The sequence below is a fragment of the Paenibacillus sp. 4624 genome (assembly GCF_050435065.1).
In the GTDB taxonomy this organism is placed as follows: domain Bacteria; phylum Bacillota; class Bacilli; order Paenibacillales; family Paenibacillaceae; genus Paenibacillus; species Paenibacillus amylolyticus_D.
Map to the genome: position 1 here is coordinate 26,718 of NZ_JBNDJR010000023.1, position 23,266 is coordinate 49,983.

At 46.6% G+C, this 23,266-nt stretch carries 22 protein-coding genes, 1 rRNA gene and 1 other RNA gene; 22 read left to right on the top strand and 2 right to left on the bottom strand.

The features are described 5' to 3' along the window. Positions 1-13 precede the first annotated feature (13 nt). A complete protein-coding gene (gene speB, locus ABIE27_RS29920; RefSeq protein WP_123067153.1) occupies positions 14-883 on the top strand; it encodes an agmatinase in 870 nt (289 codons plus the stop codon). 237 nt (positions 884-1,120) lie between these two features. Here speB and ABIE27_RS29925 read toward each other — a convergent pair whose 3' ends face one another. Beyond that, positions 1,121-1,252, bottom strand: a complete 132-nt coding sequence (locus ABIE27_RS29925; protein ID WP_275670057.1) for a hypothetical protein — start codon at positions 1,250-1,252, stop codon at positions 1,121-1,123. Between the two features lie 332 nt (positions 1,253-1,584). Between ABIE27_RS29925 and ABIE27_RS29930 the strand changes: the two genes are divergently transcribed. The 6 genes from ABIE27_RS29930 (at position 1,585) to ABIE27_RS29955 (ending at position 7,701) form a co-directional block, all read left to right on the top strand. Then, positions 1,585-2,787 (top strand): WD40/YVTN/BNR-like repeat-containing protein, encoded by a 1,203-nt coding sequence (locus tag ABIE27_RS29930; protein WP_429352156.1) that lies wholly within the window; start codon positions 1,585-1,587, stop codon positions 2,785-2,787. A 214-nt stretch (positions 2,788-3,001) separates the two neighbouring features. Continuing rightward, positions 3,002-4,483 (top strand): alpha-N-arabinofuranosidase, encoded by a 1,482-nt coding sequence (locus ABIE27_RS29935; RefSeq protein WP_123067151.1) that lies wholly within the window; start codon positions 3,002-3,004, stop codon positions 4,481-4,483. A 3-nt stretch (positions 4,484-4,486) separates the two neighbouring features. Then, entirely contained in the window at positions 4,487-4,792 is a 306-nt protein-coding gene (locus tag ABIE27_RS29940; RefSeq protein WP_192895167.1) for a DUF6171 family protein, read from the top strand. Between the two features lie 411 nt (positions 4,793-5,203). Continuing rightward, positions 5,204-5,629, top strand: a complete 426-nt coding sequence (locus ABIE27_RS29945; RefSeq protein WP_429352157.1) for a DUF1934 domain-containing protein — start codon at positions 5,204-5,206, stop codon at positions 5,627-5,629. Next, positions 5,626-7,305: an arginine--tRNA ligase gene (gene argS / locus ABIE27_RS29950; protein ID WP_123067149.1), complete on the top strand. Its 1,680-nt coding sequence runs from the start codon at positions 5,626-5,628 to the stop codon at positions 7,303-7,305. The genes ABIE27_RS29945 and argS overlap by 4 nt, the downstream gene beginning before the upstream one ends. A gap of 210 nt (positions 7,306-7,515) precedes the next feature. After that, on the top strand, positions 7,516-7,701 hold the full coding sequence (locus ABIE27_RS29955; RefSeq protein WP_151458126.1) for a hypothetical protein: 186 nt from the start codon (positions 7,516-7,518) through the stop codon (positions 7,699-7,701). Here the strand turns inward: ABIE27_RS29955 and ABIE27_RS29960 are convergent. Then, on the bottom strand, positions 7,673-8,827 hold the full coding sequence (locus ABIE27_RS29960) for a S8 family peptidase (protein WP_123067148.1): 1,155 nt from the start codon (positions 8,825-8,827) through the stop codon (positions 7,673-7,675). The genes ABIE27_RS29955 and ABIE27_RS29960 overlap by 29 nt on opposite strands. Before the next feature lie 480 nt (positions 8,828-9,307). On the opposite strand from ABIE27_RS29960, the gene rpoE reads away from it, so the two are divergent. The 15 genes from rpoE to ABIE27_RS30035 form a co-directional block, all read left to right on the top strand. Further along, positions 9,308-9,880 carry a DNA-directed RNA polymerase subunit delta gene (rpoE, locus tag ABIE27_RS29965; RefSeq protein ID WP_123067146.1) on the top strand — a complete coding sequence of 191 codons (573 nt, stop codon included), beginning with the start codon at positions 9,308-9,310 and terminating at the stop codon, positions 9,878-9,880. Between the two features lie 494 nt (positions 9,881-10,374). Beyond that, positions 10,375-11,979 carry a CTP synthase gene (locus ABIE27_RS29970; protein ID WP_123067145.1) on the top strand — a complete coding sequence of 535 codons (1,605 nt, stop codon included), beginning with the start codon at positions 10,375-10,377 and terminating at the stop codon, positions 11,977-11,979. Between the two features lie 261 nt (positions 11,980-12,240). Next, positions 12,241-12,627 carry a response regulator gene (locus tag ABIE27_RS29975; protein WP_090924863.1) on the top strand — a complete coding sequence of 129 codons (387 nt, stop codon included), beginning with the start codon at positions 12,241-12,243 and terminating at the stop codon, positions 12,625-12,627. 260 nt (positions 12,628-12,887) lie between these two features. Beyond that, positions 12,888-13,742: a class II fructose-1,6-bisphosphate aldolase gene (fba, locus tag ABIE27_RS29980; protein ID WP_123067144.1), complete on the top strand. Its 855-nt coding sequence runs from the start codon at positions 12,888-12,890 to the stop codon at positions 13,740-13,742. A gap of 147 nt (positions 13,743-13,889) precedes the next feature. Continuing rightward, positions 13,890-15,143 carry a UDP-N-acetylglucosamine 1-carboxyvinyltransferase gene (locus ABIE27_RS29985; RefSeq protein WP_123067143.1) on the top strand — a complete coding sequence of 418 codons (1,254 nt, stop codon included), beginning with the start codon at positions 13,890-13,892 and terminating at the stop codon, positions 15,141-15,143. Positions 15,144-15,642: 499 nt separating this feature from the next. Beyond that, positions 15,643-16,968: a transcription termination factor Rho gene (rho, locus tag ABIE27_RS29990; RefSeq protein WP_090924861.1), complete on the top strand. Its 1,326-nt coding sequence runs from the start codon at positions 15,643-15,645 to the stop codon at positions 16,966-16,968. 138 nt (positions 16,969-17,106) lie between these two features. Continuing rightward, positions 17,107-18,381 (top strand): radical SAM protein, encoded by a 1,275-nt coding sequence (locus tag ABIE27_RS29995; protein ID WP_429352158.1) that lies wholly within the window; start codon positions 17,107-17,109, stop codon positions 18,379-18,381. A 103-nt stretch (positions 18,382-18,484) separates the two neighbouring features. Then, positions 18,485-18,682: a 50S ribosomal protein L31 gene (rpmE, locus tag ABIE27_RS30000; protein ID WP_056698168.1), complete on the top strand. Its 198-nt coding sequence runs from the start codon at positions 18,485-18,487 to the stop codon at positions 18,680-18,682. A 151-nt stretch (positions 18,683-18,833) separates the two neighbouring features. Then, an RNA gene (gene ffs, locus ABIE27_RS30005) (signal recognition particle sRNA large type) lies at positions 18,834-19,101 on the top strand. A 178-nt stretch (positions 19,102-19,279) separates the two neighbouring features. Then, positions 19,280-21,025 carry a DNA polymerase III subunit gamma/tau gene (dnaX, locus tag ABIE27_RS30010; protein WP_123067141.1) on the top strand — a complete coding sequence of 582 codons (1,746 nt, stop codon included), beginning with the start codon at positions 19,280-19,282 and terminating at the stop codon, positions 21,023-21,025. Positions 21,026-21,082: 57 nt separating this feature from the next. Further along, positions 21,083-21,394, top strand: a complete 312-nt coding sequence (locus tag ABIE27_RS30015; protein WP_111273525.1) for a YbaB/EbfC family nucleoid-associated protein — start codon at positions 21,083-21,085, stop codon at positions 21,392-21,394. Between the two features lie 35 nt (positions 21,395-21,429). After that, positions 21,430-22,029 (top strand): recombination mediator RecR, encoded by a 600-nt coding sequence (gene recR, locus ABIE27_RS30020; protein WP_062329683.1) that lies wholly within the window; start codon positions 21,430-21,432, stop codon positions 22,027-22,029. A 192-nt stretch (positions 22,030-22,221) separates the two neighbouring features. Continuing rightward, positions 22,222-22,497, top strand: coding sequence for a DUF2508 family protein (locus tag ABIE27_RS30025; RefSeq protein WP_123067140.1), 276 nt, complete (start codon positions 22,222-22,224; stop codon positions 22,495-22,497). A gap of 57 nt (positions 22,498-22,554) precedes the next feature. Then, entirely contained in the window at positions 22,555-22,824 is a 270-nt protein-coding gene (locus ABIE27_RS30030; RefSeq protein ID WP_123067139.1) for a pro-sigmaK processing inhibitor BofA family protein, read from the top strand. 350 nt (positions 22,825-23,174) lie between these two features. After that, positions 23,175-23,266: ribosomal RNA gene (locus tag ABIE27_RS30035) — 16S ribosomal RNA — on the top strand; the annotation flags it as partial.

Below are 23,266 nucleotides of genomic sequence, written 5' to 3' on the forward strand. Positions count from 1 at the left end.
GGGGAAATGAAGAATGAAACTGGATCAAGCTTATTCAGGAAACGTATTTATTTGCAGTTCTGAGGATTATGAAAACTCCAAAGCGGTCATCTATGGTATGCCGATGGACTATACTGTCAGCTTCCGTCCCGGTTCCCGTTTCGGCCCGGCTCATATCCGTCAGGCTTCGGTTGGACTCGAAGAGTACAGCCCGTATCTCGATAAAAGTATCGTGGACATGACCTATTTTGATGCGGGAGATTTGTTGTTGCCATTCGGTAACGCAGGACGCAGTCTTGAGGTTATCCATGAGTACATTGGCAGCCTGCTGGCAGATGACAAGTTCCCGATTGGCCTGGGCGGCGAGCATTTGGTGACATGGCCTGTCATCCAACAGATGTACAAGAAATACCCGGATCTCATTCTGATCCATATTGATGCACACGCAGACCTTCGTGAACACTATGAAGGCGAGCCCCTGTCTCACTCCACACCTGTACGTAAAGCTGCTGAATTGATGGGCGGTCAAAATATATATCAATTCGGTATCCGTTCTGGCTCCCGTGAGGAGTTCCAGTATGGCCGTGAGAATATTAACTTCTACCCGTTTGAAGTAGCGGCTCCAATGAAGGAAGCTTTGCCGAAAATGGGCAACCGTCCAGTCTATGTGACGATCGACATCGACGTGCTTGATCCTTCTGCTGCACCAGGAACTGGAACAGCAGAAGCTGGCGGAATTACATCCAAAGAACTGCTTGAAGCAGTTCACATGATCGCTGGATCGGATGTGAATGTCGTGGGCTGTGACTTGGTTGAAGTAGCCCCAATCTATGATCCGACACAACAGACACAGATCGTAGCTGCCAAGTTGATTCGTGAAATGTTGCTTGGGTTCGTGAAGTAAGTGAACTTAACTTCTGTTTCGGCCTATGTTATACTGGACACATAAGAGTTTAGTAATATATTAATCGATATATTACAGTCGTGAAGTATAGGGTGTGCGGGTTCGACCATATACTAAATAAAGAGCCATTACCGCGCCAACGGTAATGACTCTTAGGACCCGAAAGGCTGTGGATTGCCACGGCGTGCAAGAATTAAATAGTGCTATTCAAGCAAAACCCACCGTAGGCGGCTAACCTTATGAGGTGGGTTTTCGCTTGTTCCGAAGCTTTTTGCGTAACCAACGATACAGCTTTCGTCCGCTCAGCACAATACTGAGGATCGCAGCAATCCACCGGATTACATCAAGCCACGCCACAAGTTTGACCATCGACGTCACCCTCTCTCGGAAAGCAGCGCCGTGATCAGAAAACATCCACACTCAATCATAAGTCCATACCTCTAATTATAGCACATATGTTCCTGTTGCTCTATGATTTGTTAATTGATTTAAGATTTTGGACCATCCATTTTCATCATAGATGGTAAATTAATAATGAGAGTTTTACTTTTTGAATAAAAATGAATGCACCACTTTTAACCAGATGGACACCGTCATGGGTAAAGGTGGTTTTTTTCTTGCAAAATTGTCATCTGCTTTCACCCGATTTGTTACGTTATATTGTGCGATTTGGGGTAAAACGATAGAAGGAGGTGTTACCAATGAGAATCAAGACAACTAAGAACACCAAGACATGGAAACGAGCAAGCGTGATAACTTTAGCGCTCACACTATTATGGGGAATTGGACAGGCGCATACATTACCTAATGCGAGTGCAGCGCCTTCAACCGCAACATGCGGCACAGGAGATCATGGACTGACACCAGAATTGAAAAAAGGCAGTGGTGTCGAAGGGCAGCAGTTGCAATTTACGGATATTGATTTTCTGAATCAAACTACAGGACGGGCGGCAGGTAAAGGTTTCTTGATTGGAACTTCGAATGCAGGCTGTACTTGGCAATCCATATACAGGGGGCAGTGGCAGTTTGAACAATTAAACTTCCCCAATAACGTTACAGGGTATGCCCTGGCAGGCGTGAAGGGCCCCTCACTAACGTATCTCATCCGTACTGACGATGGGGGTTCACACTGGAAGAGGCTTGACACGCCGGGTGTTCCGCAATTTAAGCGGATTGATTTCAGTGATAAAAATAACGGCTACGGATACAGCTATAACGGTGCATATCGAACGTCCAATGGCGGTGTAACGTGGAGTAAAATGAATACGCCAGCCAACACCAGAGCCACTAGTTTTACTACAGATAAGCAGGGATATGCTGTTGTAGTTGTACCGGGAACAGGCTATAAGCTTGAGAAGACAAGTGATGGAGGTAAGAGTTGGAGTACAGCTCTTCGGGTGAAATCAGATACATGGAATGGAGCAGACCTGTATGCGCATGGATCTCAGGTGTGGGCTATCCTATATGGAGATGCGGGCATGTCCCAGCAATCCTACTCACTCTATGCGAGTAGTGATCAAGGAGAGAACTGGAGACAGGTTTTCGCTCAATCGACAGCAGGCGCAGGGCCAGCACCTGGTTCCAATCAAGAAGGCAAAGGAAGCGGCCCGGCTAATCCTGGTGGACATCCAGGCAATATGGCACTGGTTGGTAACCAGACTGCATATCTCTCTGCTGGATCACCGGCAACGGACAAGGTTGGAATCGGACGATCCTTTGATGCAGGTTCCACGTGGAAAAACGTTGATCTGAAAACGGAAGGTTATAGTTCGCGTATCTCGTTCCCGACAACGAAGATCGGCTGGCTTGTTGTCACAAGCGAGAACAGACCTGCCGTCTATGAGACAACGGACGGTGGAATAACCTGGTCTGAAAAAATTTCAGTCCGCTCAGAACAGAATTAACAAGCTTTGAAATGAATTTATGTATTAGCTAATTCAAACTAAAGCTAATCTATATGAAATTTTGGTTGGGTTGAATAGATGTCATATCAAATATGCTCTTTTCCTGAAAATTAACTTGGGAAAGGGCTTTTTGTTTAGGCAATAAAAGGGTTGAAACCTGTCTCCAAACAGGTTATTGTAAGCGTTGACAATACATTTCAAGGGGGTTGAAATAATGGTTAATGTTATTTTAAAGTCTGATTCAGATAAAGGATTAATAAATCGCAATATATATGGTCACTTTTCCGAGCACTTGGGACGCTGTATTTATGAAGGTCTTTGGGTGGGGGAAGATTCACCTATTCCGAATACTGAAGGCATTCGGAACGATGTACTTGCGGCACTTCAGAAGTTGAACATTCCGGTGCTTCGCTGGCCAGGTGGTTGTTTTGCTGATGAATATCACTGGAAGGATGGTGTAGGGCCAAAAAGTGAACGAGCACGCATGATTAATACCCACTGGGGCGGCGTGGAGGAGAATAACCATTTTGGTACACATGAATTCATGAGGCTGTGTGAGCTGCTTGGTGCAGAACCTTATATCAGCGGTAACCTGGGTAGCGGAACGGTACAGGAAATGCAGGAATGGGTAGAATACATTACGTTTGACGGTGAGTCTCCTATGGCGAACTGGCGGAAGCAAAACGGTCGTGACGAGCCGTGGAAGCTGAAATATTTTGGTGTGGGCAATGAGAACTGGGGCTGCGGCGGCAACATGCGTCCAGAGTATTATGCAGATGAATATCGTCGTTACGCTACATATGTACGTAATTATTCCGGAAATCAGATCTATAAAATTGCTTGTGGACCGAACGACAGCAACTATGAGTGGATGGAAGTGTTGATGCGGGAAGCGGCCCGTTTCATGGATGGCATTAGCCTTCATTACTACACGATTCCGACAGGCGTATGGGAAGACAAAGGGAATGCTACCGGTTTTGGAGAGGCTGAATGGTTCACTACATTGAAGAAAACGCTGTTTATGGATGAATTGCTTATAAAGCACTCCGAAATTATGGATAAATATGATCCGGAAGGCCGAGTAGGGATCATCGTAGATGAGTGGGGAACGTGGTACAACGTTGAGCCAGGAACCAATCCGGGATTCCTTTACCAACAGAATACAATGCGGGATGCAGTGCTTGCAGCGGTGAACCTGAACATCTTCAATCAGCATAACAAACGGGTGCATATGGCGAATCTGGCTCAGATCGTTAATGTACTGCAATCACTCGTACTCACTGAAGGGGATAAAATGCTCCTGACGCCAACGTATCACGTGTTCGACATGTATCAAGTCCATATGGATGCACAACGTCTGGATCTTAACTATGAGAGCCCGGGATATACATTTGGTGAGGAGACGATTCCGCAGCTTAGCCTGTCTGCATCACGGAACAAAGATGGCGTTATTCATGCGACAGCATGTAATCTCAGTCATACGGATGAGCTTGAAGTAGTCGTGCAACTGGAGGCAGGTCAAGCGGCAAGCGTATCGGGGCAGTTGCTCCATAACACTGACTTTGGATCGTTTAATACGTTCGAGCAGCCAGATCTGGTGAAACCTGTAGCTTGGGAAGGGCTTGTTTTGGAGAATAATACATTGCGTTTTGTGTTGCCTCCGGCTTCCGTTGGTCTGGTCGCTGTTCAGGGTTAAAGTATGAAGGCCAGCAATCACCAATACCAACACCAGTCCCGTGAGGGAAGAAACGAACCCTGTAAAGGGTGTGACAGCCAGTATGATATTCATATCAGTGATGCCAAAATGGCCCGTCTGGTGGAGATCGCTTCACGCTCACGCGTAGCGGTAGAAGATGAGGAGTATGAGCGTCGCCTTGCGATCTGCTCAGGCTGCCCTGATCTGCAATATGGAACAACGTGCCGGCATTGCGGCTGCCTTGTACAAGTACGTGCGAAACTGGCTGATTCCACCTGTCCTTATCCGTATGCATCGCAGTGGTTATGAATGGAGTACAATGCACCATTTCCACTGTGAAAACGGGTAAGTTACGTATTTCCTTGAATATTGCCTAAACACGTTTCATTATAATGAAGTAAGAGAGCAAGCTTAGGGAATCAAGATAACAGAATGTATGAAGTATGATGGCCAAATAAATGAATTGAGATAACGGGATAGATGTGAACTGAGGGAGGGGCTGCACGGTACGGTGCGGCTCTTCTTTTTGATGTATAACAAAAAAACTCTGAATTTGGATTTGAATTGAGCGGGTGAACTGGATATAGTTATACAGTAGAGTGTAGGAGAGCAAGTTATTCGGAATATGAGCGTGTATAGCGACACATCCATTCAGGAAGGGCTGTTCTCACCAGCTGTCCTGATTTTGCGTCGCCTCGAATATAATGGAGGTTAACATTCATGTCGAAGATGCGACCGGTTCAGATCCGGCTGCACAGCCGTTATGAAGGGGAAGATGTACTGCAGGAAATGCAGGGAGAAGCTGTGGTCAAGGGGGCATACTTGTATGTCCGTTACGAAGAGCCACAGGCTGGGCCCGAGGGAGGCATAACCCGTACAACATTAAAGCTGGGCGGACAATCCATTAAGATTATACGTCATGGTGAGGTGGAGTCGGAGCAGGCGTTCGAATTGAACCGTAAGATTCCGGGTTTCTACCGTTCACCATATATGTCGTTTGCCCTGTCTACGCATACACAGAAGCTGGAACTTTCCATTCAGGGATTGAGCGCACGCGCAGCGTGGAGCTACGACTTTTACCACTTTGATGAAGAAGCCGGACATTTTGCGATTAGTTTGCATATACAGGAGGAACCAAATTCATGACACGTAATCCACTAGATACGATTAACGAACGGGTAAGTACAGCCATCGGCAATGCGATTGTTGCTGCTGGCATCGTAACACAGGAAGAGCTTCCAGCTATTACGCTTGAAGTGCCTCGCGAGAAGTCCCACGGTGATCTGGCTACCAATGCAGCGATGCAGTTGACCAAGATTGCTAAACGGAACCCTCGTCAGATTGCCGAGGAGATCATTGCCAACCTGAATCTTGAAGATGCAGGTATTGAGAAGGCAGAGATTGCAGGGCCGGGATTCATCAACTTCAAATTGGACAAGAGTTACCTCTATCCTGTGCTTAACTTGGTGCATGAGCAAGGCGAAAACTACGGAAGAATCGATGTTGGAGCGGGGAAAAAGGTGGAGATGGAATTTGTCAGCGCCAACCCGACAGGCAGTCTGCATCTGGGTCATGCCCGCGGAGCGGCTGTAGGGGATGCGCTGTGCAATATTCTCGATTACGCAGGTTACGATGTAACTCGTGAGTATTACATTAATGATGCGGGTAACCAGGTATTTAATCTGGCCCGTTCTATTGAAGCGCGTTACTTGCAAGAGTTGGGTCAAGATGCTGAAATGCCGGAAGATGGGTACCATGGTGAAGACATCAAAGGTTTTGCGAAGGAACTGGTTGCGGAAAAAGGAGACAGCTTGCTGTCCATGCATCCGGGAGATCGCGCAGCATACTTCCGTGATTATGGACTGGAGAAAGAACTCGACAAGATCAAACGTGACCTGAACCGCTTCCGTGTCAATTTTGATATCTGGTTCAGCGAAACGTCACTGTATGATAACGGTGAAGTGCTTCGCGTACTGGACGAGCTGCGTGACCGTAACGAAATTTATGAAAAAGATGGCGCAACCTGGCTCAAAACGATGCAATATGGTGACGACAAGGAACGGGTGCTGATCAAAAATGACGGTACGTACACCTACCTGACGCCGGATATTGCATATCACCGTGATAAGTATTCCCGTGGTTATGACACAATGATCAACATTTGGGGAGCCGATCACCATGGATACATTCCTCGGATGAAAGCAGCTATGCAGGCACTGGGCAACGATCCGGATAAGCTGGTTGTTTTGATTGCACAGATGGTTAGCTTGTTCCAGAATGGCGAGAAAGTAAAAATGTCCAAACGTACAGGTAAAGCTGTAACGATGGAAGACCTGATGGATGAGGTTGGCATTGATGCTATTCGTTATTTCTTCACGATGCGCAGCATGGATTCCCATCTGGACTTTGACATGGATTTGGCGATTTCGACATCCAATGAAAATCCGGTATTCTACGTACAATATGCACACGCGCGTGTGTGCAGTGTGTATCGTCAAGCCGAAGAGCAAGGTATCGAGTTGTTGCCACTGGCGCAGATCGATCTCTCCAAGCTGAACACCGAGCACGAGTATGACCTTCTTCGTAAAATGGGAGAATTGCCTGAAGAGATCGCTGCAGCGGCTACAGGTTATGCGCCGCATCGCATCATTCGTTATGTGTACGAACTGGCATCCCTGTTCCACAGTTACTACCGGGCTGATCGCGTCATTACCGAAGACGCGCAGCAGACCCAGGCGCGCCTGGCGCTGATCGGTGCCGTTCGCACCGTCATCGCGACAGCGCTCCGTCTGGTGGGCGTATCCGCACCAGACAAAATGTAGTCTCTTCGGCCAAGCGGCGAGCAGCATCCTGCCGCTCGGCCGAAGGCAAAGTCTCCATGCCCCGCGCGAGCAGTTGCTAACGCGCGGGGCGTGGAGACTTTTTTGTGCCCGTGGCTGGCGGTGGCCAGCACCTGGCTCTTGCGGGTACTGGCGATGCTCGCCAAGTACCCGCAAGGGCACAGGTTTGCCGCCAGCCGCGGGCACCCAGCAGTGCCCTGCCATCGGCACAGCCGCAGGGCACTGCTTCAAGAGCAGGCTCGGTTGTGCCTGCTCTCGCTCTTGCCTGCTGCGCAAGGCGTGCCCGGCAGTGGCCGGCATCCGTTGCTGCGCAGCACAGGTGCGGCGGCTCGCAGCATGCGCCGCCGGGTTACCCATCGCCCTCTTGCATCAGCTTGAGGGCGTCTAGCTCGCCACCGCGGATTTTACTCTTCGCGGTGGTGCTTTTGCGCGCGCGCAGCGGAACCGTCGCGCGCTTCACAAGCGTCTTGATCTCGGCTGGAGACAGGCCGGGATGTTTGGCGAGCAGCAGCGCGATTGCGCCGCTTACATGGGAGGTTGCCATGGATGTACCGCTCATCTCGTGATGCTTGCCATGCACCCAGGAGGACACAATTTTATCCCCGGGGGCATAGACATCTACATAAGCACCACGATTGCTGAATGAAGCAATACGTCTGTTTTTGTCGGTAGCACCAACCGAGATGGTCTGCGGATATCGGGCAGGATAATCGATGCTGCGACGCTTGCCGTCATTTCCTGACGAAGCCACAATGACGATTCCTGCATGATACGCTCGGTTGACCACATCAAGCAAAGATTTACTTCGTGTTTTCATACCAAAACTCATATTGATAATATCCACCTTGTTGCGTACACACCAGTCGATGCCGAGTACAATGTCCGAGACATAAGCAGAGCCGTTGTGATCGAAGGCTTTGACGGGGTAGATTAATGAACGCGGGGCAACGCCGATCATGCCTTCGGTACTGTTCGCTGCGGCAATAGTTCCTGCAATATGGGTACCGTGACCGTTGTCATCATGGGGAAGCAAGCTTCGGTTCAACAGATTAATGCCACGGGCAAGGGAGTATCGTAGATCAGGATGGTGGTAATCTGCTCCTGTATCAATAACACCAATTTTGATCCGGTGTCCTGTCGAAACAGACCATACTTTAGGGGCTCGAATCTGTTTCACACCCCACGGTATACCTTGAGGAGTGCTTGGTTTGTTGTGGAGTGCAGTAGAGTGAAGCGAGATAGGAGTATCCTCCTCTATCGTAATGTCGTCCCCGTATCGATATAACACGTCCGGGCTCTGAACAGGAGCGATGAGAGTTCTGGCAAGCCTTGAGGTTCGAACGCCTCCCAGATCGGTGAATTCATTGCGCATTCGGGATAATTCAACGAGACAGGCCTCGTACTGCTGCGGTTTGGCGAATCGAATCAGATAACGTCCCCCGTGTTCAGGCTCGGGGCATCTCATTCCGTCAATCAACTGATGCAATAAACCGGTATAGTCCATTATGGGCTGCCCCCTTCGGGATGAACATGCTGAGGTATTCTATGAATGCGTTCATCCCGGCGCATGGGGAACTTGCCCTTTTTTTATAAAAACACATTCTCTCCGTGTCAAAACGGGCGCAGGTACATATGATGGATGGAGGGCTAGAGGGCTCTTGCGGGGAACCTGGTGAGGAGCAATCCTACGAGGGTATACAGTCAGAAGGCGGAGGGGACTCCGTCTTTTACATATCATTTTTGCTTTGTTCCTGGTGGCAGCGGCCATGGTGTTTATTCGTTACTTATTCATTCTGTTCATCCAAATGAGGAGATCGGGATATGGATCAAAGGATGAAAGTGTAAATATGGGACATGCTTACATAAAAACTTGCTTTTTAACGCTAAATAGGTTTTACTTAGGTTTGTTAATGGATATGTTATACGTAACGATCCAGTTTGCAGGGGATATAATGCGAATTATGTGTGAGAGGAAGTGTCTTTAGTGAGTACCTCGCTCAATTTGAAAATTGATAAAGAAAAGGTAAGAGAGATCCCTTTGGTGGATCTGGCCTTTATGGTGCTGAAAGCGGCTAATACGCCGTATTACTACCGGGATTTGATGAATGAGGTAGCGAAACAGCGCGGAATGACAGATGAAGAGATCAACGAGTATATCGCCCAGCTTTATACCGAAATTAATATCGATGGCCGTTTTGCTTGCGTCGGTACGAGTCTGTGGGGATTGAAACGCTGGTATCCGGTTGCTGGATCGGAAGATTCCATGACAGGTGCGAAGCGTCCGCGTATCATCAACGATGAAGATGATGATCTGGAAGACGAAGACTTCGGTGAAGAGGACGATAGCTACAACAGTGACGAAGACTTCGACAGCACAGATGATGATCAAGACGAAGATGAAGACGAAGATGAAGATGATGATGACATCTTTGATGAAGATGACAGTGAAGAAGAAGTGCTGGTTGAAGATGACGATCTGGAAGATGAAGACCTCGATGAAGACGATGAAGAGTCCGAAGACGAGGATGAATTTGACGACGATTCCGATAATCGGTAATCCTTTTTGCTGACGAAAAATTGCCCGGTTTTTCCCCGATAGTCAGCCTTGACAGCAGACGGGGTAACGGGTAAACTATTGCATGGGCTTATGAATGAGCGACAATATATTTATGTTTTTTAGAGAAAGTGCCCCGTCCTGCGGGAGTACTTTCTTTTTGTATTTTTAGAGGCAGAATGATGCCAAACGATTACTTTTCCGACTGCTCCCGGCCAAACCTTTTCGGCCTGTTTTTTTGTATGTTCAAACAACGAAACTGGAACTACCGACGAGGTTTAGAGTGGGACAAGCGTGGATGAAGGCTCCCGGAAAGTTTGCATTATTTTTTGCCAGGAATGATGTGTTAGTGAAAACCGTCTTCGCTGGAAAGAGCAGTTCGCAGATGCAGTTAATTTCTGCCATTGCTCTTTTTAACGATGATTACCTGGGAAACGGGTTACGATAACACCATATATCGCCTGAATTTCTGTACTTATATTAGGAGGGTAATAACAGTGACAAAGTATATTTTCGTGACGGGCGGAGTTGTGTCCTCCCTGGGCAAAGGGATTACGGCAGCCTCGCTGGGCAGATTGCTGAAGAACAGAGGACTCAAAGTAACGATCCAAAAATTCGATCCATACATCAACATTGACCCGGGAACCATGAGTCCTTATCAACATGGTGAGGTATTCGTAACGGATGATGGCGCAGAGACGGACTTGGACCTGGGCCACTACGAACGTTTTATCGACATCAATCTTTCCAAAAACAGCAATGTCACGACAGGTAAAGTGTACTCTTCTGTAATCAGCAAAGAGCGTCGCGGAGAGTATCTGGGCGGTACAGTTCAAGTCATTCCACATATTACAAACGAGATTAAAGAGCGTGTGTTCCGAGCTGGACGTGAAGCGGGTTCAGATGTCGTTATTACCGAGATTGGCGGTACGGTGGGTGACATCGAGAGTTTGCCATTCCTGGAAGCAATTCGTCAGATCAAGAGTGATGTAGGCCGTGACAACGTGATGTACATTCACGTTACACTGATTCCATATATCAAAGCAGCGGGTGAAGTCAAAACAAAACCGACACAACACAGTGTGAAGGAATTGCGCAGCATTGGTATTCAACCAAACGTTATCGTTTGCCGTACGGAATATGAGTTGTCCAAAGATATGAAAGCCAAAATCGCACTTTTCTGTGATATCGACGAGAACGCAGTCGTGGAATGCCGCGATGCGAGCACGCTGTATGAAGTACCGCTTAACCTTCGTGAAGAAGGTCTGGATGAGATCGTGGTTAACCATCTGAAACTGACTACTCCTGCACCGGATATGAGCGAGTGGGAAGGTCTGGTGAACCGGATCAGCAAGCTGGAGCGTACGGTTGAGATTGCGATCGTTGGTAAATATGTTGCATTGCATGATGCGTACCTGAGTGTTGTAGAGTCCCTGTCCCATGCAGGATTTGCATCCAATGCCGATGTGAAGATTCGCTGGGTTCCTTCTGAAGATATTACCGATGAGAATGTAGGCGATATGCTGCATGGCGTTGGTGGTATTCTCGTTCCTGGCGGCTTCGGTGATCGCGGTATTGAAGGTAAAGTATCAGCAATCCGTTATGCCCGTGAGAAAAATATTCCGTTCTTCGGAATTTGCCTTGGTATGCAGGTTTCTGTCATTGAATATGCACGCTCCATTGTTGGGTTGAACGGTGCGAACAGTTCGGAGATTAATCCGGCTACCGAGTTTCCGGTAATCGATCTGTTGCCTGAGCAAAAAGATATCGAAAATCTGGGCGGTACGATGCGTCTGGGTCTGTACCCTTGTAAGCTGCAGGAAGGTTCTTTGGCAATGTCTTGTTACGACGATGAGTTGGTATATGAAAGACACCGTCACCGGTATGAGTTTAACAATGAATACCGTGAAGCCATTGAAAAAGCAGGTCTTGTTATTTCCGGTACATCACCGGATGGACGCCTGGTTGAAATTGTGGAACTTCCTGGACACCCTTGGTTCTTGGCAGTACAGTTCCATCCGGAATTCACTTCCCGTCCGAACCGTCCGCAACCATTGTTCCGTGAGTTCGTGAAAGCTTCTCTGGAGAATGCGGAGAAATAATAAATTGAATCGTTGAAAATACCTAGTATTACAAGGATGTTTCTGGCTGCTATTATAGCGCGGAAGCGTCCTTTTCTTTTTAGTAAAGACCTAGATTGATTTACTCTTTGTCAATTTGAGATAATGGAAGGATTTATGTGGAAGAGGTTTGAGATAGTAGAAGGATTTTACTGGAAGAGGTAGAATACTTATCATGACGACTATGGGATAGTTATCCAGATGTAATGTGTATATGCTTTCCTAATTCTAGGAGGTTACAGCGTGGAAGAGAAAAAAGTTCTGATTGTCGATGACCAAAACGGTATTCGTATTCTACTGATGGAAGTGTTCAGCAGCGAAGGGTATAACACATTTCAGGCGGCGAACGGCAAAATTGCGCTCGAAATCGTCAATAAAGACAAGCCGGACCTGGTTTTGCTGGACATGAAAATTCCAGGAATGGATGGGCTTGAAATACTGAAGCATATCAAAGAGATTGACCCTGACATCAAGGTTATTATGATGACGGCGTATGGAGAACTTGACATGATTAAGGAAGCTACCGATCTTGGCGCACTCATGCATTTTACGAAACCGTTTGATATTGATGAGATGCGTGTGGCCGTCAATATGCAACTTCGCAATGGTGCTGCGAACAAGTGCAGCTAAATCCTGTTGATACAGGATTTTTTTGCGTCAGCCTAACAGCTGCATGTCATCATGAGAAAATGGGGTATTTCACCTGTTTGTGTAGGGAATATTGGAAATGGTAACGCCATCATCCCTTGTCTGTGAAAACTGTGCTGCAAAGCACAGCATTTTTGCAAAAGCTTGTTTAGTATTTGACATGGGATGTGGTATAATAAGCCCGTATGTGATTTCGGCTAAAAACCATAGACACAACCCAAACCCCTAGGAGGATTGAAACCATGCCATTAGTATCTATGACAGACATGTTGAACAAAGCACTTGAAGGAAAATACGCAGTTGGTCAATACAACATCAACAACCTTGAGTGGACTCAAGCGATTCTTGCTGCCGCTGAAGAAGAGAAATCCCCAGTAATTCTGGGCGTATCCGAAGGTGCAGCGCGTCACATGGGCGGCTTTACTACTGTAGTTAAAATGGTAGAAGGACTCTTGATTGACATGAAAATTTCCGTACCAGTTGCAATTCACCTGGATCACGGTTCAAGCTTCGACAAATGTAAAGAAGCAATCGATGCTGGCTTTACATCCGTTATGATCGACGGTTCCCATCACCCAATCGATGAGAACATCGAAATGACTAAAAAAGTAGTTGAATATGCACACGCTAAAGGCGTTTCTGTAGAAGCTGAAGTTGGTACTGTAGGCGGACAAGAAGACGACGTTATCGGTGGTATTCAATACGCTGACCTGAACGAATGTATCCGCATCGTTAAAGAAACAGGTATCGATACTTTGGCACCAGCTCTGGGTTCCGTTCACGGTCCTTACCAAGGCGAGCCAAACCTCGGTTTCAAAGAAATGGAAGAAGTTCGTGACGCGGTACAAGTTCCACTGGTATTGCACGGTGGTACAGGTATTCCTAAGCACGATATCGATAAAGCAATCTCCCTGGGTACTTCCAAAATCAACGTGAACACAGAGAACCAAATCTCGTTCACAAAAGCAGTTCGTGAAGTGCTTGCAGCAAAACCAAACGCTTACGATCCACGTACGTTCATCGTACCAGGCCGTGAAGCAATCAAAGAAACAGTTAAAGGTAAAATCCGTGAGTTTGGTTCCAACAACAAAGCGTAATTTATCTTTAAAAGTTCCATACTGTGAAATGGAAGAACACCGCCTAGCCGGTGTCTTTCCATTTTCACACCTTATTTCTACATCGTTAGCCATCAGCACGTATTGCCGTTCATCGGCTGCAAAACACGTAGGGGGACATTAAGCTTTATGGAAAAATTAATGATTAGTGGCGGACGTCCGTTACAGGGAACTGTAACTATAAGCGGCGCCAAAAACAGCGCCATTGCGCTTATTCCTGCAGCATTGCTTGCCGAGTCAGAGGTCGTGCTCGATAACTTGCCATTACTCAGTGACGTGGCTGTATATGCAGAAATTTTGGAGGAACTCGGAGCGCGTGTGACTTGGGAAGGCAGTCAGATGAAAATTGATCCTTCCGATATTAAATCAATTCCTATGCCAAACGGTCCTGTGAAGAAGCTTCGTGCTTCATATTATATGATGGGAGCACTGCTTGGACGTTTTAAAGAAGCAACAATAGGTTTGCCCGGAGGTTGTAATTTTGAACCTCGTCCAATTGATCAACATATCAAAGGGTTTGAAGCGCTTGGCGCAACCGTAACAAATGAGCACGGCTCTATCCATTTGTATGCCAAAGAGCTACGCGGAGCTAAAATATATCTTGATGTAAGCAGTGTTGGTGCAACCATCAACATTATGCTGGCGGCCACTCGTGCCAAAGGCTCTACAATTATTGAAAATGCGGCTAAAGAGCCTGAGATTATAGATGTAGCAACACTTTTGAATTCTATGGGGGCCAGCATCAAAGGTGCAGGTACAGAAACGATTCGAATCGAAGGAGTTTCGGAGCTAAAGGGTTGTCGTCACTCCATTATCCCGGATCGGATTCAAGCGGGCACGTATATGATCGCTGCGGCGGCCACACGCGGAGATGTACTCATTGATAATGTCATTCCCAAACATCTGGAGGCTTTAACAGCCAAGTTGCTGGAGATGGGAGTGGGTATCGAGGAACTGGACGAAAGTATTCGGGTCATTGGACAGCCAAAGTACAGCCATGTCGATGTGAAGGCATTGGTATATCCGGGCTTCCCAACCGATCTGCAGTCCCCGATGACCAGTGTATTAACACAAGCGAACGGTGTAAGTGTACTGAGCGACTTTGTATACAGCAATCGGTTCAAACATGTGCCTGAGCTGGTTCGTATGGGTGCCAAAATTCGTGTGGAAGGGCGATCAGCCATTATTGAAGGTAGTGCACTGAACGCGGCTAAAGTAAAAGCGTCAGATCTTCGTGCTGGTGCAGCATTAGTCATAGCGGGACTCACCGTCAGTGAAGGAGTTACTGAGGTGACGGGGGTTGAGTTTATTGATCGAGGATACGATCATTTGGTGACCAATTTACGTTTGCTTGGTGCAGACGTGTGGAGGGAAACCGAATAAGGATTTCAACTAGGCAGCATCGTAAATATTCCGCTTGAAGCGTGTTTTATAGCGATGCTGCATAACCTATAGTAGAATGGGGTAAACTATTCTAATAGATTTTGCATTTTCTTCCGGATATGATGAACTGTAACAGGTTCTTGTTCCGGAGGGTCTTTTTTTGAAATAAACATCATAAGGCTTTATGAACACATCATTCCTTATATTGTTTTTGAAAATCATTCCCTTTCTCCAATCCCCGGATTTGTTTGAACCTGCGCTTCATAGCCGGTCTTCCCGGATCGATCGCCCCATGTTTGGAGTTCACTCATTAAGGATTATGCCATGTAATGGCCATTCCACCCGGAAAATTACACACCAAGACAGGTATTTGCATTATAACGGTTACATTCCGTACAATGGATAGAAGAGATTGTGGTTAGAACTGCTTTCTATAGCTTGAATTAGCTAACGAAACTATCCATTTCACGGACTCATTAATTGAATAGGTGGTTATTATATGGATCTGCAAATTTCCGATTTGGAAGAAATGAAATTAACGGACCTCTATAAGCTGGCGAAAAAATACCAGATTCCTTATTACGGGACCCTTAAAAAGAAAGAATTAATCTTTGCTATACTCCGTGCACAAGCGGAACAAAGTGGTTTGATGTTTATGCAGGGTGTGCTCGAGATTTTACCTGAAGGTTACGGCTTTTTGAGGCCAATCAACTATTTACCAAGTACAGAAGATATTTATATCTCGGCTTCACAGATTCGCAAGTTTGATTTACGGACGGGTGACCTTGTATCAGGTAAGTGTCGCACGCCAAAAGAAAATGAGAGATATTTCGGTTTATTGCAAGTTAACGCTGTAAATGGTGAGAATCCATCGGCGGCTGCGGAGAGACTTCACTTCCCGGCATTAACCCCACTGTATCCGCAGAAGAAACTGGTTCTTGAAACATCCCCGAGCCATTTATCCACACGTATTATGGATGTGCTTGCCCCTGTAGGGTTGGGACAACGTGGATTGATCGTAGCACCTCCCAAAGCCGGTAAAACGCTTCTCCTCAAAGAAATTGCCAACAGCATCTCAACTAACAATCCAGAAATTGAACTTTTTGTCCTGTTGATTGATGAACGTCCAGAAGAAGTAACGGATATGTCTCGTTCGGTAAAAGGGGAAGTTGTTGCTTCCACGTTTGATGAGCTGCCCGAGAATCATATTAAAGTAGCGGAACTGGTGCTGGAGCGTGCACTGCGTTTGGTCGAAGCCAAAAAGGATGTCGTTATTTTGCTGGATAGTATTACACGTCTGGCCCGTGCGTATAACCTGGTGATTCCGCCATCTGGACGTACACTAAGTGGTGGTATTGATCCAGCAGCATTCCATCGTCCAAAGCGTTTCTTTGGTTCTGCTCGTAATGTAGAGGAAGGCGGCAGTTTGACCATTTTGGCAACAGCGTTGATTGATACGGGATCACGTATGGATGACATCATTTATGAAGAATTTAAAGGTACGGGTAATATGGAGCTTCATCTGGATCGCAAATTGGCTGAACGCCGTATTTTCCCTGCCATCGATATTCGCCGTTCCGGTACACGCCGTGAAGAGGTACTGCTTAGCAAGGAAGAGCTGGATACGATCTGGGCTATTCGTAAAAATATGAATGATTCCCATGACTTCGTTGAAGGTTTCCTGAAGAAACTACGCAACAGTAAAACGAATGCCGAGTTCCTGGCTGCGTTTGATGCGGCTGGAAATGCGCCCTCCAGCAATGCTGGAACGACGACAACTCGCCGTTCCCCAAGACAAACGGCTACATCAGGAACATCGAATTAACATTTGAATTGCAGTTTGGATTCGTATAACGTAGCCATAATCGTTGTAAGATAATGATGTGGGTGACTATACTATGTACTGACTGCAATATAATATACTCGTCGTCAGGTTTAACCCAATAGATGTGAGGAGAACATCATGTATTTAGTATACGCAGATGAAAAAGGCAATGTTTTTGATCATCCTTCCCTGTACGGACTCGCCCGCAGCGGAGATATGATTGTGGAGATAATGGAGGATGAGTTGATTCCTCTGCCGGATGGTGCAACATTGGTTGGTCTTCCAAGCACCCGTCCTATTGGTATGGACCCGGATACAGGCGAGATGTTGCCTTTGCCGAGTGATACACAAGCCGTAGGTGCACTATTGCCGCAAGGTTTTACGCGTCTTTGTTTGCCGGGTTATGTAAAAACGGATAAGGAATACAAGCTGCCGTTGTTTGGATACTCGGCTGTCGTTTGGAAAGATGGCGGTTTCTACGTTACGGCTTCCCAGTCCGATATTCCGGAGAAGTGGAATCCGATGAACTGTGATCGTGACGATGTGCGCTCCGGTGTTAAACGGTTTACGGAGAAGTATCCAGAGAACCGATTGTACACCCACCTGTCCAACTGTGCATTGGGTTATGAGTGTCTGACGTCTTCCAACACATTCTTGAATCGCTGGGAAGGTGGCGTTCCTGTATCGTACTCATGTAATGCTGGCTGTTTTGGTTGTATCTCTGAACAGCCGGATGACAGTGGTTTTGTATCACCGCAGACACGGATGAATTTCCGTCCTCGTGTGGACGAGATCGTTGAAGTGATGCTGGAACATCTGAAAACACCTGAATCAATTATTAGCTTCGGACAGGGATGTGAGGGGGAACCTTCCACACAAGCCAAGCTGATTATCGAAGCTATTCGCGAAGTGCGCTCCATTACGGATATGGGGTATATCAACATCAATACCAATGCTGGCTTGAATGATCATATTCGCGGCATTGTGGATGCAGGGCTGGATCTGATGCGTGTGAGTACGATCAGTGCACTGGATGACCATTACAACGCATATTACAAACCTCGTGGATATACACTGGCTAATGTGGAAAAGTCCATGAAGTACGCTGCAGAGCAGGGAGTATATACTTCCATTAACTATTTAATCTTCCCGGGTGTAACGGATCGTGAGGAAGAGATTGAGGCAATGATTGAATTTGCACGCCGCACCAACCTGCGATTGATTCAGATGCGTAACCTGAATATAGACCCGGAGAGCTATTTGGAGTTAATTCCACCGGCACAGGGCGATATTTTGGGAATGAAGCAGATGCTGGAGATTTTTGCGGAAGAGTTGCCGGATGTTGTCATCGGGTCGTATACGCATGTTCCACCAGCAGGGATGGCTCGCCCTAAAAAGCTGATTACCTCTTGAATGAATTAGATTGCAACCGGGTTTAGGCCGTGTTATAATCTGCTGTGTTGTGCCATTTACTCTGGGTCCGCTTGAGGCTCAGGGCGGAAAGAGGTGAAAGGTAATGAAAGAAGCAATTCATCCTAAATACACGATTGGTCAAGTATCCTGCGCATGCGGTAATACTTTTGAGACTGGTTCGGTTAAAGACGGACTTCGTGTAGAGATTTGCTCCGCGTGCCACCCGTTCTTCACAGGTAAACAGAAGTTTATCGATGCTGGCGGCCGTGTGGATCGTTTCAAAAAGAAATACGGAATCTAATCGTACAATTCCTTGTGAATTGTCTAATTATTGTATCCCAATCACCCCTGCTATTTTGGCAGGGGTTTTTAGTTACTTATGCAGAGAAGCAAGTGGTTTCCATTTTCCAGCCGGTTGCATTTTGGACTACCTTGCGTTATACTATTTCTTACCGTGCTAGATGGGGAGGTAGCGGTGCCCTGTAACTCGCAATCCGCTATAGCGAGGTTGAATTCCTGTTAGAGGTTTTGTCGATGTGAGGTTTGGTCCCTGAACGTGGTGTTGACGGTTGGGTCCTCCGCAATGAGTACTCATGAACCTGGTCAGGTCCGGAAGGAAGCAGCCATAAGTGAGACCACTCTTGTGCCGGAGGGTTGCCTAGCCCGAGCTATTGTTCAGGGGTGCCGCTTGGATCGCAAATATCGATAGCAGGTGCACGGCTTAACTTTTTAAATGTAGAGACCTTTGCATCAGTATGAATGCAGGGGTCTTTTTTTGATATGTTGAAAAAAACTGCGCATGAAATGAGTCAGATAAAGTTTGGATTCACTCTGGAATATAGTATAATGGGGTGACGACAACGGACTCGAATGCGAAGTGGAAGGAAGGTAACGCATCATGGAGCATATCGCGTTATACCGGGCGTGGCGTCCTCAGTCGTTCCAGGATATGGTGGGACAACAACATATTATTCAGACCTTGCAGAACGCGATTCGTGAACAGCGGACCTCCCATGCTTATTTGTTTAGCGGTCCCCGAGGGACGGGGAAGACAAGTGCGGCCAAAATATTGGCCAAAGCTGTAAACTGTGAACGCGGACCTGCAACTGAGCCTTGTAACGAATGTGAGGCTTGCCGCCGAATTACGAACGGCGCTGTTATGGATGTACAGGAGATTGATGCTGCATCCAATCGAGGCGTCGAGGAGATCCGCGATCTTCGGGAAAAGGTGAAATATGCCCCTACCGAAGTCCGGCAGAAGGTTTATATTATTGATGAAGTGCACATGTTGACGACAGAGGCGTTCAATGCTTTGCTCAAAACACTGGAAGAGCCGCCGCCACATGTGATGTTTATTTTGGCAACGACAGAACCGCATCGTCTGCCTGCTACCATTATATCGCGCTGTCAGCGATTTGATTTTCGCCGTGTATCTCTGGAAGAACAGACAGCCAGATTGGCTTTGATCTGTGAACAGGAAGGGATGGAAGCGGATCAAGATGCGCTTCAGTACATTGCCCGTCTATCTGATGGCGGGATGAGGGATGCACTTAGTGTGCTGGATCAAATCTCATCATTTACCGATGGGCGAGTAACGTACCAGCAGGTTATGGATATGACAGGCGGTATTCCTTCAGAACAATTTGCTAAGCTCGCATCCTCCTTGCTCAAAGGGGATGTCGGTCATATTTTGCAGATGATCGAAGGCTTTATGCATGAAGGCAAGAGTGCAGACAAATGTATGGAGAATCTGCTCTATTATTTCCGGGATTTGCTGATGATCAAAATGGTGCCAGATGCGGACAAACTGACGGATCGGGTGTTGAACCCGGAATCGTTTCGAGATATGGCGGAATCGTTTACGAAGGAACAGTTGTTTCAGATGATCGATACGCTGAATCGGTACCAGAGTGAGATGAAATATGCGGTTCAGCCCCAGACATTATTTGAAGTGGCTTTGCTTAAACTGTGTAGTATCCCGGCTTCGGGAGGAGTGGCTTCATCGGCTGGGGTGCCTTCTCCTTCAGCACCTGCTGATGCTGGAGAGATCAACCGATTGAAACAGCAACTTGCTGAGTTGGAGAAAAAGCTTGATCGGGCGCTCAAGAGTGGTCTTTCGGGTGGGGATGCGGCTTCAAATGCTCCTGCACGACCGGCAACACGTGCGCCAATGTCAAGGGCTAACGCCCCGGTGAAGCTTCCAGCAAATTTGGATCAATATATTGCTCGCAAAGGATCTCCCGAATTCGCCGAAATCAGTAAAAAGTGGAGCCAGATTTTGCAACGTGTCAAAGAGGAGAAGGTTACGGTTCATGCCTGGTTTATGGATGGAGAGCCAGTTTCGCTTCTCGAAGATAATGTGCTGGTTGCTTTTAAGAACAACATCCACCGTGAAACGACGGAGAAACAGGCGAATCGTGATGTCATTGAGCGGGTACTTTCCGAACAGCTTGGGCGTCCGGCTCGACTTGTGACGATGATGCTTAGAGACTGGACGGGTGCGATGGAAGGAGCTTCTGAAACGCCAAAGGAGGATTTTAAGCTTGAACCGGAGCATGAAGACGGTGGTTCAGGCGATAAACAGCCTTGGATTGATGAAGCTATTCAGTTATTTGGGGAAGATCTCGTAGTCATTAAAGAGTAGTACATTACGAAGTGATGTGTATAATTTGAGATAACTATATTAAAGGAGATGACGGATATGAATAACATGAACCAAATGATGAAACAAGTGAAGAAAATGCAGGAGCAAATGCTGAAGGCGCAGGAAGAACTCGCGGACAAAACGGTTCAAGGAACTTCTGGCGGCGGAGTGGTAACTGCTGAAGTTAACGGACATAAAAAACTGCTTTCCATTACGATCAAGCCTGAAGCCGTAGACCCGGATGACGTTGAAATGCTTCAAGACCTTGTCATGACTGCTGTGAATGATGCTTTAACCAAAGCAGATGAAATTGCGAATCAGGATATGGGTAAATTCACGGGCGGCATGAAAATTCCGGGGTTATTTTAATATAAACTGATCCTGTCAAAAGGAGACTCAACCGATTGTATTATCCTGAACCGATAGCCAAGCTTATTGATGCCTTTACCCGTCTTCCTGGGGTGGGGCCAAAGACAGCGGCGCGTTTAGCTTTTCATGTGCTTAACATGAAGGAAGATGACGTTATTGATTTTGCCAAAGCGCTCGTGAGCGTGAAGCGTAATCTCCATTACTGTTCTGTATGCTGTAATATTACAGATACGGACCCTTGCCGGATATGTCAGGATAAGTCGAGAGATGTGTCTGTCATCTGTGTAGTCCAAGATTCGAAAGATCTGGTAGCTATGGAGCGGACTAAGGAATTCGATGGGTACTACCATGTGTTGCAGGGGGCGATTTCTCCAATGGAGGGAATTGGTCCGGATGATATACGCTTGAAAGAGCTGTTGACTCGTTTGAGTGATGAGCGGGTAAAAGAATTGATTTTGGCCACAAACCCCAATATTGAGGGCGAGGCTACGGCAATGTATATTTCCCGCCTAGTGCGTCCGTTTGAAATTAGTGTTACCCGTATTGCCCATGGATTACCCGTAGGTGGGGATCTGGAGTATGCAGATGAAGTTACCCTTTCAAAGGCACTGGAAGGACGCAGGGAGATGCGCTAATGTATCTTGTTGCTTGTGAATTTGATAAGAGTGACGTTCTTATAGAAGGCAATCCGATAAGTTGATTATATTGCAAGAGAGAGCCGTGGGCTCTCTCTTTTTTATTTTAAAAGTAAATGTCCAAGTTCTAAGTTTGTCCCTTCCTTGATATGTATGAGAGTGTGCTATACGCATGGAAAAGGGAGGGTGTTTATGTTGATATGGCGAAAAAAACGTAGCTTGGAGGATGGAAGAAAGAGAGAACTGGCGGAACTAGAGGCGGAGTTGGTTTATGCGGATGTGCAGAAGGCTAAACAAGAGTGGGAACGTGCGATGAGACAGTTTGAGGACGCTCTGGGAGAGGATGAGATCGATTATGCCATCTATGTGCTTGAAGCGGCCGAGAGGAAATACCAAATTCATTTGAAGCGGGCCAAACGGTTGAGCGGTATAGATATGGCTGCTACTGATCGAGAACTTAGTGTGTAATTAAATTAAGGTGGCTGAGTATACAGGTGATTTTATATATAGCTGGAGGTGGAGTGTATGAAGAGTGTTATTCTGGGAAGCATATTGGTTGCCTCTATGTTGGCGCTGCTATTTGTTTTGTTTAGAAAGCGCTTAGGGTTATCAATCTTTGCATCAATCGGAATTCATGTGGTGCTTGCCGCCGCTGGGATATATATCGTAAATTACTCAGGTTGGATAACAGGAGTTTATATCCCGTTAAACCCTGCAACAATAGGTACTGTTACTGTTCTGGGACTCCCGGGGGTCGGTCTGTTATTGGGGTTAAAAATTTCTTTATTTGGGTAGTTGACTATATAGCGAGATATATGGTACATTATATCTCGTTGCTTTGCTTGCTTGGTTACACACTTTGCTTGAAACAAATGAAGTTAATTATGAACTTCAAAAATAATTTCAAAAAAAGCTTGACCAAAACAAACGAAGTATGATATATTATAAAAGTCGCCGCTGAGACAAATTGGTGACAAAAAAACAAGTTTGATCTTTGAAAACTGAACAACGAGTGAGTAAACATTCTGCTTGCAGAATGGTGTGAAGGTTTTTGGTACATGCCATCTGGCTGTATGGAAACTGGAGCACAATGAGATTTTTAATCTCGTCAGATTCAAAATGAGCTTATCGCTCTTTTCAATACTTTATTGGAGAGTTTGATCCTGGCTCAGGACGAACGCTGGCGGCATGCCTAATACATGCAAGTCGAGCGGACTTGAAGAGAAGCTTGCTTCTC

What these genes read in the sequence shown, in the direction of transcription:
- ABIE27_RS29995 (WP_429352158.1), top strand. Translation starts at nt 17,107, where the DNA reads ATGTATTTAGTATACGCAGATGAAAAAGGCAATGTTTTTGATCATCCT.
- ABIE27_RS29930 (WP_429352156.1), top strand. Translation starts at nt 1,585, where the DNA reads ATGAGAATCAAGACAACTAAGAACACCAAGACATGGAAACGAGCAAGC.
- ABIE27_RS29960 (WP_123067148.1), bottom strand. Translation starts at nt 8,827, where the DNA reads ATGGACTATACCGGTTTATTGCATCAGTTGATTGACGGAATGAGATGC.
- ABIE27_RS30015 (WP_111273525.1), top strand. Translation starts at nt 21,083, where the DNA reads ATGAATAACATGAACCAAATGATGAAACAAGTGAAGAAAATGCAGGAG.
- ABIE27_RS29935 (WP_123067151.1), top strand. Translation starts at nt 3,002, where the DNA reads ATGGTTAATGTTATTTTAAAGTCTGATTCAGATAAAGGATTAATAAAT.
- ABIE27_RS30030 (WP_123067139.1), top strand. Translation starts at nt 22,555, where the DNA reads ATGAAGAGTGTTATTCTGGGAAGCATATTGGTTGCCTCTATGTTGGCG.
- rho (WP_090924861.1), top strand. Translation starts at nt 15,643, where the DNA reads ATGGATCTGCAAATTTCCGATTTGGAAGAAATGAAATTAACGGACCTC.
- speB (WP_123067153.1), top strand. Translation starts at nt 14, where the DNA reads ATGAAACTGGATCAAGCTTATTCAGGAAACGTATTTATTTGCAGTTCT.
- rpmE (WP_056698168.1), top strand. Translation starts at nt 18,485, where the DNA reads ATGAAAGAAGCAATTCATCCTAAATACACGATTGGTCAAGTATCCTGC.
- dnaX (WP_123067141.1), top strand. Translation starts at nt 19,280, where the DNA reads ATGGAGCATATCGCGTTATACCGGGCGTGGCGTCCTCAGTCGTTCCAG.
- ABIE27_RS29940 (WP_192895167.1), top strand. Translation starts at nt 4,487, where the DNA reads ATGAAGGCCAGCAATCACCAATACCAACACCAGTCCCGTGAGGGAAGA.
- ABIE27_RS29985 (WP_123067143.1), top strand. Translation starts at nt 13,890, where the DNA reads ATGGAAAAATTAATGATTAGTGGCGGACGTCCGTTACAGGGAACTGTA.
- ABIE27_RS30025 (WP_123067140.1), top strand. Translation starts at nt 22,222, where the DNA reads ATGTTGATATGGCGAAAAAAACGTAGCTTGGAGGATGGAAGAAAGAGA.
- argS (WP_123067149.1), top strand. Translation starts at nt 5,626, where the DNA reads ATGACACGTAATCCACTAGATACGATTAACGAACGGGTAAGTACAGCC.
- ABIE27_RS29925 (WP_275670057.1), bottom strand. Translation starts at nt 1,252, where the DNA reads ATGGTCAAACTTGTGGCGTGGCTTGATGTAATCCGGTGGATTGCTGCG.
- fba (WP_123067144.1), top strand. Translation starts at nt 12,888, where the DNA reads ATGCCATTAGTATCTATGACAGACATGTTGAACAAAGCACTTGAAGGA.
- ABIE27_RS29945 (WP_429352157.1), top strand. Translation starts at nt 5,204, where the DNA reads ATGTCGAAGATGCGACCGGTTCAGATCCGGCTGCACAGCCGTTATGAA.